Source organism: Gordonia sp. ABSL11-1 (assembly GCF_030315685.1).
In the GTDB taxonomy this organism is placed as follows: domain Bacteria; phylum Actinomycetota; class Actinomycetes; order Mycobacteriales; family Mycobacteriaceae; genus Gordonia.
The window spans coordinates 462,542-475,910 of the sequence record NZ_JASXSI010000001.1; the positions used below are offsets into that span (position 1 = coordinate 462,542).

Annotated in this window: 12 protein-coding genes; 9 read left to right on the plus strand and 3 right to left on the minus strand. The window is 65.2% G+C overall.

The genetic code is table 11. The features are described 5' to 3' along the window. Window positions 1–164: 164 nt before the first annotated feature. From QSJ19_RS02335 to treZ, 3 genes are all read right to left on the minus strand, one after another. Window positions 165–473 (minus strand): hypothetical protein, encoded by a 309-nt coding sequence (locus QSJ19_RS02335; protein ID WP_286318073.1) that lies wholly within the window; start codon window positions 471–473, stop codon window positions 165–167. After that, window positions 470–886 carry a hypothetical protein gene (locus QSJ19_RS02340; protein WP_286318074.1) on the minus strand — a complete coding sequence of 139 codons (417 nt, stop codon included), beginning with the start codon at window positions 884–886 and terminating at the stop codon, window positions 470–472. The genes QSJ19_RS02335 and QSJ19_RS02340 overlap by 4 nt, the downstream gene beginning before the upstream one ends. A 944-nt stretch (window positions 887–1,830) precedes the next feature. Further along, window positions 1,831–3,615, minus strand: coding sequence for a malto-oligosyltrehalose trehalohydrolase (treZ, locus tag QSJ19_RS02345; RefSeq protein WP_286318075.1), 1,785 nt, complete (start codon window positions 3,613–3,615; stop codon window positions 1,831–1,833). 314 nt (window positions 3,616–3,929) lie between these two features. On the opposite strand from treZ, the gene QSJ19_RS02350 reads away from it, so the two are divergent. The 9 genes from QSJ19_RS02350 to QSJ19_RS02390 all read left to right on the plus strand — a co-directional run bounded on the left by QSJ19_RS02350 (window position 3,930) and on the right by QSJ19_RS02390 (window position 13,369). Beyond that, window positions 3,930–4,781 carry an MlaE family ABC transporter permease gene (locus QSJ19_RS02350; RefSeq protein WP_286318076.1) on the plus strand — a complete coding sequence of 284 codons (852 nt, stop codon included), beginning with the start codon at window positions 3,930–3,932 and terminating at the stop codon, window positions 4,779–4,781. Between the two features lies 1 nt (window position 4,782). After that, window positions 4,783–5,649, plus strand: coding sequence for an ABC transporter permease (locus tag QSJ19_RS02355; RefSeq protein WP_286318077.1), 867 nt, complete (start codon window positions 4,783–4,785; stop codon window positions 5,647–5,649). 10 nt (window positions 5,650–5,659) lie between these two features. Further along, window positions 5,660–7,003 carry an MlaD family protein gene (locus tag QSJ19_RS02360; protein ID WP_286318078.1) on the plus strand — a complete coding sequence of 448 codons (1,344 nt, stop codon included), beginning with the start codon at window positions 5,660–5,662 and terminating at the stop codon, window positions 7,001–7,003. Then, entirely contained in the window at window positions 7,000–8,040 is a 1,041-nt protein-coding gene (locus tag QSJ19_RS02365; RefSeq protein WP_286318079.1) for an MCE family protein, read from the plus strand. The genes QSJ19_RS02360 and QSJ19_RS02365 overlap by 4 nt, the downstream gene beginning before the upstream one ends. Continuing rightward, complete coding sequence (locus QSJ19_RS02370; protein ID WP_286318080.1) at window positions 8,037–9,026, plus strand: MCE family protein; 990 nt, start codon at window positions 8,037–8,039, stop codon at window positions 9,024–9,026. The genes QSJ19_RS02365 and QSJ19_RS02370 overlap by 4 nt, the downstream gene beginning before the upstream one ends. Next, window positions 9,020–10,123 carry an MCE family protein gene (locus QSJ19_RS02375; protein ID WP_286318081.1) on the plus strand — a complete coding sequence of 368 codons (1,104 nt, stop codon included), beginning with the start codon at window positions 9,020–9,022 and terminating at the stop codon, window positions 10,121–10,123. The genes QSJ19_RS02370 and QSJ19_RS02375 overlap by 7 nt, the downstream gene beginning before the upstream one ends. Window positions 10,124–10,212: 89 nt before the next feature. Further along, window positions 10,213–11,286: an MlaD family protein gene (locus tag QSJ19_RS02380; RefSeq protein ID WP_286318163.1), complete on the plus strand. Its 1,074-nt coding sequence runs from the start codon at window positions 10,213–10,215 to the stop codon at window positions 11,284–11,286. Next, window positions 11,283–12,467 (plus strand): MlaD family protein, encoded by a 1,185-nt coding sequence (locus QSJ19_RS02385; protein WP_502876071.1) that lies wholly within the window; start codon window positions 11,283–11,285, stop codon window positions 12,465–12,467. The genes QSJ19_RS02380 and QSJ19_RS02385 overlap by 4 nt, the downstream gene beginning before the upstream one ends. Before the next feature lie 14 nt (window positions 12,468–12,481). Then, window positions 12,482–13,369 carry a hypothetical protein gene (locus QSJ19_RS02390; protein ID WP_286318083.1) on the plus strand — a complete coding sequence of 296 codons (888 nt, stop codon included), beginning with the start codon at window positions 12,482–12,484 and terminating at the stop codon, window positions 13,367–13,369.

Here is a 13,369-nt window from a genome sequence, read left to right on the forward strand (position 1 = left end):
AGCCGGCGTGATCGAGCAGTAGTCGTTCCACATGGCTAGTGCTGCCGTAGATCTCGACAGGCAATGCCAGACCAGATGACTCGGGTCGGAGCGTCTGCGGCGATCGACCGTGCCCCGATCTCTGCGCACCTCACCTCTCTGCTGTCATCTCGATAGCGGCCTGTTCACTCTTCGTCTTCGCGTGCCATTCGCCACCCGTGGCGAGTCGGTCCGCCAGGCGTGAGGTTTCCGTGCTCGTCGCCGATGACGGGGATATAGCGCAGTTCGTTGCCGTGCTCATCAAAGCGTGGTGGCTGTGGTGTCGGGTCGAAGTGCTCGCCGAACCATCCGGTCCGCGGCATCACCAGCAGCGATTGTTCTGGGGTGAGTCGTGGGGGTGGCTGGTCGAAGTCTATGACTGGCGGTTCGACTGGTTCCCATAGCTGTTCGACATCGGTGACGGCCTCGAGGATCGTTGACGCGTCGAAACTCACCTGCGCTTGACATCGTAGAACGGCCAGGCGGTCACGACCGTGAAAGGTCCCGGCGGCGGCAGATGATCGAGCCGGAATGTGACCTGGAAGTGTTGCGGGGATCCGCGACTTGTCCCGGTATTCGACAGTCCGCCATGCATCCGGCGACCGGGCATGTTCGATGCGAACTCTCCGTTGGCCCATTCGATTCCGAACAGCATCGGCGGGCTGGAATGGCCTGTGGTTTCGGTTTTGCCGAAGCCCCACCCCGACATCGGCACACCACCTGTCGATCGACGGTAGGCTTCGACGGTCCATTCCACCGCGCGGGAGAACACCGTCGTCGACGTCAAAGCGAGCACGAAGTCGGGGGTGCGGTTGAGCACACCGCGCACCGGGGCTATCGCAGGTATTTCATTGTCGGGGCGCCGCATGAGATCAACGTACAACCGACGTCGGGAAGGAATGCCCGATAATCGGCGGATGCCTACCTCGGCGCCGAGAACGCCGCAGTCATGCCGAATCACCTTGGGTTCTGCATCGCCTTGGTGGTGGGCCGGACCTCGGTATCGAGTATTAGTGATCGGGCTCAACCAGGTCATCGCGCAGCCCGCTATGTCCCCTCCGAATAGATGTAGATCTGACGTGGATCATCACCTGCAGGCGCGACTATGGCCTGACTGCCGGCCGCAACGAGGTCGCCCGCGCCCAACCCGTCGTTGCGAATCACCGTCAGCGACATCGACCCCTCGCAGTGAAGACCCATCGCTGATCCCAGCGAGTACCTGGATAGGTCACTGCCGCACTTCGCCTGCAGGACTGGACCGAACTCGCGGTCGACGTTCATCTCGGCCAACGCACGCAGATCTACTTTCTCCGCCTGATCGTATCGGAGGAAATGGGCCGACTTCCCCGACATTGGCGGTGGCACGGAGTACCCCGCAGTGAACCGATACTGCCCCGGCAGGGCGATCCTGATCGCCGACAATGCATCGTCAGCCTGATTCGCTTCGAGGGGGCGAGGCGAGAGGTCCGACTCGGCCGGGACGACCTCGACGTCACAACTGGTCAAGACAAACATCACCGATGCAGCGGTGACGCACACTACCTGTGAAAGTCGAAGTCCCGCCACCGATTCACCGTACTACGGTCCTCGTTCGCGTCCCCCTCGCCGACGCGAACGTGGATCAGCCAACAGCTGTGCACCTTGTCCAGTAGCTACAGGCAGGACTCAAACGTCAGACAGCTCAGGACATTTTCGACACTGAGGCACATATGTTTGCCGAGAGACGCCACCACCACACGATGGACACCCAGCACGACCTGAGGGGCACACCAGCCGCGATCCACATACGTCGAGAAGCCGTCACGTCGTCGGTCACCGCCGTGACAGCCGCCCGATCACCACGTTGTGCCCGGGACTGCGGACTCGATCGGACTCGAGGGTCGGCTCCGCCCAGGACACCTCGGGCCGCAGGCCGACGGGTACGACCGTCTCGTCCGCCGACAGCACGCACACGACGGCCCAGTCCCCGCGGAACATCGCGAACCATCCGGCGTCGTCGTCGAAGGCGGTGCTGATGGAGCCGAAATCGCCGCGGCGCAGGTCGGGTTCGGTTCGGCGCAGCGCGATGAGTTGGCGGTAGAACGCCAGCATCCGGTGGTGTTCCGGCCGATCGGGCTCGCTCCAGTCCAGCCGTGACCGTTCGAACGTGGCCGGCGACTGCGGGTCGGGGACGTCGGCACTGTCCCAGCCGTGATCGGCGAACTCGCTGCGCCGACCGGTGCGGACCGCGTCGGCCAGTTCCGGCTCCGGGTGGGAGGTGAAGAACGCGAACGGTGTCGCAGCCGCCCACTCCTCGCCCATGAACAACATCGGCGTGAACGGGGACAGCAGGACGAGTGCGGCCTTGACGGCGAGTTGCCCACCGTCGAGGTAGGCCGTCGGGCGATCACCGATCGCGCGATTGCCGACCTGATCGTGGTTGCAGGTATAGGCGAGTAGCGAACTGGCGGAGACGACGTCGGTGGGAATCGGGCGTCCGTGTCCGCGACGTCGGAACGACGAGTAGGTGCCATCGTGGAAGAAGCCGCCGCGCACTACCTTCGCCAGTGCGTCCAGGCTCCCGAAGTCGGCGTAGTAGCCCTGCCGCTCTCCGGAGACCGCGGTGTGGATCGCGTGGTGGATGTCGTCGTCCCACTGCGCGGTGAGGCCGTACCCGCCGAGGTCGCGCGGGACGATCAGCCGTGGGTCGTTGAGATCGCTCTCCGCGATGAGTGACAGCGGCCGGCCGAGTTCGGCTGCGAGGGCGTCGGTGGCGATCGCCAGTTCCTCCAGCAGGTGCACCGCGCGGTGGTCGACGAGAGCGTGCACGGCATCCAGCCGCAGCCCGTCGACATGGAACTCGGCGAACCAGCGCAGCGCGTTGTCGAGGATCAGCGCCCGTACCTCGTCGGACTCGGGTTCGGACAGGTTGACCGACGATCCCCAGCTGGTCGTGCCCTCGGTCAGATACGGACCGAATCGGGGCAGATAGTTGCCCGACGGACCGAGATGGTTGTAGACGACGTCGAGGACGACGCCGAGTCCACGGCGATGGCAGGCGTCGACGAACCGGGCGAAACCGTCGGGGCCGCCGTACGGTTCGTGGACGGCGAACCACGCCACGCCGTCATAGCCCCACCCGTACGTGCCGTTGAAGGCGTTGATCGGCATGACCTCGACGACGTCGACCCCGAGGTCCACCAGATGATCCAGACGGTCGATCGCGGCGTCGAACGTGCCGTCGGCGGTGAAGGTGCCGATGTGCAGCTCGTAGAGGACGGCCCCGCGGATGTCGATTCCGGACCAGTCGTCGTCGTGCCACACCGATTCGTCGATGCGATACAGCGCGGCGGAACCGTGGACGCCGTCTGGGAGTCGGGGCGCCCGCGGATCCGGGACCGGATCGCCGCCGTCGACCGAGTACCGGTACCGGACGGGCGAGTCGGCGTCGAACTCCGGGGCCGCGGTGGGGACCCACCAGCCTGGGGAGATCACATCGCGCTGCATGTCGATCCGCCGCGGCTCGTCGGCGCCGGTTTCGTCGAGCAGCAGTGTCACCGTGTCGGCGTCCGGCGCCCACACACGCAGTTCCGCAGGTGATGACGGCGGCTCGGGCACGTCATGGGGACTCGCCGAGATAGGAATGGAGGGGTTTTGCCACCTCTGGTCGCTCGTCCCAGTTATGGTGTCGGCAGTCCTCGACTCATCGGTCACTCAACACAAGGTATGTCGCCGGTACTGAAGGCGCAGATCTCGGTAGTGTGACCCGTGACACAGCATAGGGAGTAAAGCGAGGTATATTACCGGCCGGGGGGTCGGCTCATCCGGGGGGATGCACACGACAGCGCGGAGTCGACCATGCGTCTCGATCCAGAACATATATGTGATATGACTTACTCCGGGTGTGGGGAGTCGAACGCGAGGGTGGGGGATTGAGTACTGACGCGGTGACGTCGAACGGGGGCGGGGCACGGACCTCCGGCGGGATACGCCGGTGGTTCCGTGAGCACGTCGTGGCCTCGTTCGACACGTTCGGGCGCCAGATGGGCATGTTCGTCGAGGTCTTCAAAGTCCTCTTCGTCGACATCGTCAAGCGTCGGTTCCCGTTCGGTGAGTTCATCCGGCAGTGCGCCTTCATGGCCAGCACGTCGGTGTTCCCGACATTCCTGGTCGCGATCCCGATCGGCGTGATCGTGTCCATCCAGGTGTCGAACATCGCGGGCCAGATCGGTGCGACGTCGTTCTCCGGTGCCGCGACCGGTCTCGGTGTGATCCGCCAGGGCGCACCGCTGGTGACCTCGCTGCTGCTCGCCGGAGCGGTCGGGTCGGCCATCGCCGCGGACCTCGGTTCCCGCACGATCCGCGACGAGATCGACGCGATGCGTGTCATGGGCGTCAATCCCGTCCAGCGCTTGATCTCGCCGCGTCTGCTCGCGACGATGGTTGTCAGCTTTCTCCTCTGCGGCTTCGTCTGCTTCGTTGGCTTCATCACCGGCTACGTGTTCAACGTCTACTTCCAGGGCGGGACGCCGGGTAGTTACACGGGCACCTTTGCGTCGTTCGCCAGTACCTCGGACCTGGCCTTCGCCATCATCAAAGCGGTGATCTTCGGCGCGATTGTCGCGGTCGTGGCCTGTGACCGCGGGCTGAACACGAAGGGTGGGCCGGCCGGCGTGGCCAACTCTGTCAACGCGGCCGTGGTGAACTCGGTCCTGCTTCTGTTCACGGTCAACGTGTTGCTGACCCAGTTGTTCACCATGCTCGTCCCGGCGAAGGTGGTGTGAGATGACCGCATCCCGCTATATACCGCCTCTGTTGCGCCCGGTCGAGGCTGCCAAGGGCCTGTATCGCGGTCCGCGCGACGGTATCGCAGCGATGGGCCACCTCATCACCTTCCTGCTGAAGTCGATCGGGTCGGTCCCGCTCACCTTCACGCACTACCGCAAGGAGGTGTGGCGGCTCCTCTCCGACGTGGCATGGGGCAACGGTGCGCTGATCGTCGGCGGCGGCACCGTCGGCGTCATGGTGATCCTCGGCCTGATGGGCGGGGCCACCGTCGGGATCGAGGGCTACACCGCACTGAACCTGCTCGGCATGGGGCCGGTGACCGGCGGACTGTCGGCATTCGCCACCACGCGCGAGATCGCGCCCTTGCTCGCGGCGACGGCGTTCACCGCGCAGTCCGGGTGTCGGTTCACCGCGCAACTCGGTTCGATGCGCATCGCTGAGGAGATCGATGCGCTCGAGTCGATCGCGATCCGCCCGTTGCCCTACCTCGTCACCACCCGCATGTCGGCTGCGGTGCTGGCGATCGTGCCGCTCTACGCGGTCTCGCTCGCAGCCAACTACCTCGCATGTCAGGTGATGTATCAACTCCAGAGCGACCAGGGCGCCGGGACGTACCTCTACTACTTCAACCAGTTCCTGCTGTCCTCCGACATGGTGTTCTCGTTCATCAAGGTGATCGTCTTCGTCCTGCTGACGACGTTCATCCAGTGTTACTACGGCTATTTCGCCTCTGGAGGTCCCGAAGGTGTGGGTGTGGCCGCCGGTCACGCGATCCGGATGGCGATCATCGTGATCGTCTTCGCGAATCTCGTCATGACATTGGTGTTCTGGGGCACGTCTCCCGGAATCAAGATCTCGGGATAGGGGGAGGAGTTTGAACATCGCCACCGGTGGCCGCGATCCTTCGCTGCTCACCTATGTCCTGCGCGGCGTCGCGTTCCTCGTCGCGCTCCTCATACTCTTCGTCCTGCTCTTCCTGCGTTATCAGGGCACGTTCACCTCGACGGTCCCGGTGACCGCCAAGCTCACCGACGTCGGCGACGGTCTCGTCACGAGTGCTGATGTCCGCTACAACGGGCTGATCGTCGGATCGGTGAAGTCGATCGAGCTCAGCAACGAGGTCGGACCGGGAAATCTGCAGTACAAGGACGTCGGTATCGACATCACTCCGGATCAGGCCGTGGGGATCCCGAGCAATGTCACCGCGCGGACCGTGCCGTCGAACCTGTTCGGCGTCAACTCGGTCGAACTCGTCCGTCCTGAGCAACCGGCTTCCGGGCATCTGTCCTCGGATGCCACGATCCCGGCCAACGAGTCGCTCGAGACCCTCCGTCTGCAGGACGCGCAGAACGAGATCCGGACACTGTTGCAGGCGGTACCCCCGGAGGAGCTCGCGTCGGTCCTCGGGACGCTCGCCGATGCGCTCAAGGGCGGCGGCGCGGTGTTCGGGGCGTTCGTGCCGCTGCTCAACAACTACTGGCAGACCATCAACGCACAGTTCCCGCCGGGCGCGCCGTCCGGCTTCGACAACTTCAACAACGCCGTCCGCGGCCTGTCGCAGTCGACCCCCGAGCTGCTGGACACCCTGGGCCGCAGCGTGATCCCGGCGATGACCATCGCGGAGAAGCAGCAGGATCTCACCGCGCTGCTCTCTGCCGGGCAGGGTGTGCTCGACGAGACCCAGGCGCTGTTCGCCGCGAACGGGAACCGCGGGCAGCGAGTCGTCCGGGATCTCAACACGATGATCGGAGCGGCTGTCCTGGAACCCGAATCGCTGCCGCAGGCGCTGACGGCACTCAACAACCTCGCGGCGAAGGTGCTGACCGTGTTCACTGGGGTGAACGGTCACGCACAGTTGAACATCGGCGTGAGCTTCGGTGCGTTCGAACGGTATACGCGACAGAACTGCCCGGTCTACAACGGCGGCAGGTACGGCCAGACCCGCGGACCCGGCTGTGTGGGCCCGGGCACGGGCACGGGTCCGACGAGCTCGGGACCGCTGATGATCTATCCGTCGGACGGTATGCGGCGCAATGCGGCGAAGTTCGGTGCGGTGTCCACGGGGGCGGACAACAAGACGCTCAACACGGCACTCAAACGGAAGCCGACCGCCGCGGACACCCTGATGCTCGGACCTCTGGTGCAGTCGAGCACCATCGCGCCGAAGGCCCCCGCTGCACCCGGTACCCAGCGTGACCGCCAGGGAGGTGGCCGATGAGTCGCGGCCAGGCCAGTATTCGCAAGCCTCTGATCGGATTCACCGTCTTCGGAGTCGTGGCGCTGCTGCTGACGTATGTCATCTGGTCGACCCTGGAACGATCGCTGCCGGGGAACACCAACTCGTACACGACCTTCTTCAACGACGCGTCGGGACTCGCCACCGGCGACGATGTCCGGATGGCGGGTGTGCGGGTCGGGCGGGTCAGCGAGATCTCGCTCGACGACGGACGCGCGCGGGTCACCTTCGAGGTGCAGACCGACCAGTCGGTGTTCACCAACACGCAGGCGGCGATCCGCTACCAGAACCTGATCGGTCAGCGATACCTGTCGCTCACCCTGGCCAAGGGGAAGGAGAAGGAGAGCAAGCCCTTGGCGGCCGGATCGACGCTGCAGCAGCCGTCCGAGGACTCCTTCGACGTGACGCGCCTGCTCGCCGGTTTCCAGCCGGTGTTCGAGACGCTGAAACCCGAACAGGTCAATGCACTCTCGGAAGGCCTCATCCAGGCATTCCAGGGCAACCAGGTGTCGCTGAGCTACACCGTCGCCGAGGTCGGCACGCTCGCCAGCGACATGGCCGACCGCGATCAGGTGATCGGGGCGATCATCAACAACCTCAGTTCGGTGATGCGTGACCTGTCGCTGCAGGGCAAGCAGGTCACCACCGTCGTCGACAGCATCTCCACGCTGATCCGCGACCTCAACGCCAACTCCGCCGCCTTCGGCAAGTCGGTGACGCAGATCGGCCAGACCGCCAGCGGATTCGCCGACGTCCTCTCACAGAGCCGGGATTCGCTGGCGGGCGCAGCCACCGACGCACGGGCGGCCACGAACACGCTGATCTCCAACGGTGCCAAGCTCGATCGTCTGGCCGGTCAGCTGCCGATCTTCCTCGGGCACTTCCCGCTCGTGCTCGGCCAGGGCGCCTACCTGAACATCTACGCATGCGACCTCGACATCGCCATCGGCGACGTCCTCTTCCCGCCGGGGATCATCAACAAGATCGGCGGCACACGACATTCGGAGGTATGTCGATGAGCAGGTGGCGCAAGAGCTTCGACGAGAACCGGCGCGTCTGGTACGGTCTGGCCGGCGCAGTGGTCATCGTGCTGCTCGTGCTGGCCGTCACAGGTTTGGCCGGAGCGCACATCGGCAAGAAGACCTATGTCGGTGATTTCGCGCAGGCCGGCGGCATCCGACCCGGCGACAAGGTGCGCGTCGCGGGCATCGACGTCGGTGAGGTGAGTTCCACCGAGCTCGACGGAAACCACGTGACGGTCACGATGAAGGTCGACCGTGATGTCGACGTCACCTCGAACGGCTCCGCCGAGATCAAGATGTCGACCCTCCTGGGGCAGCGCTATGTCGATGTCTCCCTGGGGGATTCGACGTCCCCGGCGCCCGACGGCCGTATTTCGCAGACCAGTGTGCCCTACGATCTGCAGAAGACGATCGAGGCGGGGACTCCGGTCATCGCCGGGATCAACGACGAGGACTTCGCCGAAGGGCTGCGCACACTCAACAAGCAGCTCGCCGGCGCGCCCGCGGTCACCAAGCCGACGCTGGACTCGCTGACCGCGATGTCGAAGGTGATCACCAATCGGCGCGATCAGATCAATCAGCTCGTGAGCGACACCAAGACGGTGACCTCGATCGTCAACGACAGTCAGACGCAGTTATCGATCATCGTCGGCCAGGGCCGCCAGCTCGCCGAGAAGATCGCCGCACGAGAGGCATTGGTCACCCGCATGCTCGATGGCATCGCCGAGCTCACCGAGCAGGCCCGGGCGGTCGCCCGGGAGAACGGAAACCAGTTCGCACCCATCATGGCCAACCTCAACACGATGTCGCAGGGGCTGGAGAAGAATCGGCAGAACCTGCGCAAACTGCTCGAGGTCCTCCCGGTCACCGCACGTCTCACCAACAACGTGATCGGCGACGGACCGTACGCCAATGGCTATCTGCCCTGGGGCATCTTCCCGGACAATTGGCTGTGCACGGCACGGGTGGTGGACGGATGTTGAGCCGCATCGCTCTTCGACGCTCGCTGACGTTGACCGCGATGTCGGTACTCGTCGTGCTCGGCCTGTCCGGTTGCTCGCTGATCCCGGCGACATGGACGACGGCCTTCGGGTCCGCCATCGAGGTCACCGCCTACTTCGACGACGTCTCTGGTCTGTACAAGAGCAACGATGTCGCGGTCCTCGGCATGCCGGTCGGGCAAGTCACCTCCGTGGAACAGCAGGGCAACCGGGTCAAGGTGACCTTCACCGTCGACAAGGACGTCCCGATACCGGCAAACGCCACCGCGGCGATCGTCAACACGTCGATCGTGACCACGCGGCATGTCGAACTGTCGCCGACCTATTCGGAAGGGCCCAAACTCACCGACGGCTCGGTCATCACTCAGACGAAGAGTCCGGTGTCGGTGGGCGAACTGTTCGACTCCATCGACGGACTGGTGAAGTCGTTGTCCGGAGATGCGCCGGGCGAGGGCCCGGTGGCCGACATGATCGACATCACCACGGGCATCACCAGCGGCAACGGCGAACGGATGCGCGAGGCGCTCGACGAGCTCAGCAAGGCCGGGTCGGTCGCGTCGGGCAACAGCGACGCCCTCGTCGACATCATCCGCACCGTGCAGAAACTCACGACGACCCTCGTCTCGAACTACCCGAAGATGACCGCGTTCTCCAGGTCGATCAACGACGTGGCGGGCATGTTGCGCACCCAGGCACCGGGTCTGCAGGCGACGTTGGCGGATCTCAATGTTGCGCTGCAGAACACGACGGCCTTCTTGAGGGACAACGCCGGCACCATCGGTTCGTCGACCGGCCGCCTCGCCGCTCTGGCGTCCAACCTGAGCGACTTCTCGCGGCAGGTCGTCGAGACCATCGATCTCGGGCCGCTGTTGTTCCAGAACCTCAGCAACTCGGTGTCGGCGGAACAGGGCGCATGGCGCGCACAGGTGCTCCTGGACAAGTCGCTGATCGACACCGAGGCGGTGTCGACCTTCTGTCAGGCGATCAACCTGCAGAAGAATGGTTGCCGCACTGGGCAATTGAAGGATTTCGGACCCGACCTCGGGGTATTCTCGGCACTCCTGGAGTTGACGAAATGACACGCGTGACCGTGCGAGAGACGCGCCCGGCACCCTTCCGGGCACAGTCCGATGGTGAATCGGGTCACCGGTTGCGGCGCCGCGGGCTCATGGCGGCGGCGGTGGGCGTGGTGCTGACGATGTCGGGCTGCGGGATCGTGCCGGGCCTGACCGTCGAGCAGATCCCGTTGCCGGCGCCGGGTGGAATCGGTGACTCGATCAAGCTCACCGCGAAGTTCGACAACGCCCTCAACCTTCCTACCAAGGCAAAGGTGAAGCTGTACGGCAACGACGTCGGGCAGGTGTCCGACATCGTGGCTCGCGACTACTCGGCTGTCGTGACCATGGATGTCGGGACCTCGTCGAAGTTGCCCGTGGGGACGGGTGCGGAGTTGCGCCAGGCCACCCCGCTCGGCGACGTGTTCGTCGCCCTGCTGCCGCCCAAGGGGCAGCAGGGCGGCTACATGACGAATGGTGACACACTGTCCGGGCCGACGTCGGCCGCCGCCACCGTCGAGGATCTGCTCGTCAGCACGTCGGGTCTGGTGGACAGCGGCTCGCTGAGCTCGGTCCAGGTGATCCTGACCGAACTCAGCAGTGCGGTGTCCGCCGATCCGGATGCGCTGTCCGGCTCCATCGAGGGCCTGACGACGGCGATCACCAAGTTCAACCAGAACGCCGGCGCGGTCGACGAGTCGATGCGCACCACGCGGGTCCTGACGGATCAACTTGCGGCAGGTCGCGCGCAGATCATGGCGTCGATCAACAAGCTGGGTCCGGCAGTCAACGCGATCAACTCCCAGATCGGTCAGATCCTGACGACGCTGGACAAGACGAATCAGGTCACGGCGGCGACGAACGACTTCCTGAACTCCGACGGCGACAACCTCGTCGAGATGATCGGGCACCTGCAGACCGCGCTCAACGGGCTGCGCGAGGGTGCCTCGACGTTGGGGGCACTGTCGGACAACGTCGCGGTGCTGACACCCAAGTGGGTCAAGTCGACGCCGGGCAGCGCGGCGGCGTTGTCGTCGAAGGTCTACTACCTCAACCCGGGTGCCGGATTCGATTCGGCGACCCGGCTTCCCGAGGTCGGTGACGTCGACGAGGCGTCGAAGGCGCTGCAGCAGACGCTGACCCGGCTGCTCGCCCGCCTGACCGGGACGAAGGGATGCTGCGGATGAGCGCGCTGTCCGGACCGTTCAGCTGGGTGCGACGGCACTCGATTCTGGTCGGCAACATCGGTCTCGTCCTGGTGATGCTCGTCGGGCTGGCCTACCTCTCCTTCGGGGCACTCCGATGGGATCCGTTCCGCGGCACCTATCAGCTGACGGTGCACTTCCCGATCTCCGGTGGCCTGCAGGAGACCTCGGGTGTCACCCTGCGTGGCGCGCGGATCGGCGACGTGGAGAAGATCAGGGTGCAACCCGAATCGGTCGACGTGACCGTGTCGATCGAGGACGACGTCAAGATCAATCGGAACGCGACCGTCGCGGCCCTCGGTCTGTCCGCTGCGGGTGAGCAGTACGTCGATTTCGAACCACAGACCGCCGACGGTCCGTACTTCACCGACGGCGACGAGATCCAGGTCAACCAGACCCGGGTCACCGCACCGTTCCCGACCATGCTGGAATCGGCACTGAACGTCGTCGAACAGATCGATCCGGTGAAACTGCGTTCTGCCGTGGACAATCTGGAGGTCGCGCTCGGCTCCGACGGCGACGACGACAACGTGCTGCGCGCACTGTTCGTCTCGGGCGGAACCATCTTCGCCGACCTCGCCCGCGTGTTGCCGGAGACCAAGAGGCTCATCTCCGACAGTGGCACGATCCTCAAGACCACGGCAAACATCCAACCGGACTTCGGGACGACCGTCGACTCGTTGAGCACCATCGTGAACGCTGCGGTCGCCTCCGACAAAGAGATCCGCACGCTCCTCGGCCGCGGACCGTCGCAGCTGACCAGTCTCACCGGCTCGCTCAACCAGATCCGCGATCCGGTGTCGGACGTGCTGCAGCAGTTCGTCGACATCGCCCGGCAGGGCGCCCTGCGCGCACCGGCGATCGCCAACCTGCTGCCGTCGATCCGCGACGCGAGCGTCAAGAGCCTCACGATGTTCCACGACGGGGCGTGGTGGGCCTTCGGCTCGGTCTTCCCGAGACCGAGCTGCAACTATGCGGTCACCCCGGTGCGGCCCACGAAGATCCTTGAGCTCAGCGTTCCGACCAATCTGTACTGTGTCACCGAGGACCCGGCGCAGCAGATCCGCGGATCGGCCAACGCCCCACGACCACCCGGTGACGACACCGCCGGCCCGCCGCCGAACTATGACCCGAACGCGCGGACCGTGCCACTAGACAAGTGATGTGAAGAGCAGGGATGACCAAGCAGGACAAGACGAACGACGACTCCGACACCACTGCGGAAGGACACGAAACCGGCATCGCCGACGAGACGGGCGCCGAGGGCCGGGCATCTGCCCCGGACACGGCGGACGGAGTTGAGTCGGCATCCGGCGCGGATGCTCCCGCACCGCGCCCGCGGACCAAGGCCGCTCGCACGAAGGCGGACCGGCGGGCGTCGTCGCCGGCCGGCGACGACGCCGACGACACGGACACCCCGGCGCCGGCACACGCATCGACGGCGACACGCGGTAAGCAGATCTCGCTGACGTTCACCGCCGCCGGACTCGCCAAGACCGCCGGGGCCCTCGTCGTGGTGGCAGCCATCGTCGGTGTCGCTCTGCTCGGTTGGGGCTATCACCAGCAGGCTCAGAAGCTGTCCGCGTTCGACGACAGCAAGGTGGCATCCGAACAGTTCGTCACCAAGCTGGTCGGCACGATGACCAAGGACGGCGTGGGTGACATGAAGGAACTCCTCGGCCCGCTGTCGACGGGTGAGTTCCGCAAGCACCTGGAGCAGCAGCAGTCTGACACCGCTGCGGCGGTCACCCAGTTGAATCTGCAGGACGCGGAGTCGACGGTGAAGTCGGTGTCGGTGGAGAGCTTCGACACGACGACGGCGCGGACGTCGGTCCTGATGGAGGTGTCGGGCAAGAGTGCGCTCGCACCGGACGGCGGCAAGAGTTTGATGCTGCTGTGGCTGGACCTACGCAAGGAGGATGGCCAGTGGTTGGTCAGCCAGCTGAGCGGTGCTCAGGCCGGTATCGGTCCCGAGCAGGGTGGCCAGAACCCTGGTCAGGCTCCGGCACAGCCGACGACACCTGCCGCGCCGGCGAATCCGACCGCCCCGGCACCGGCCGGCTGA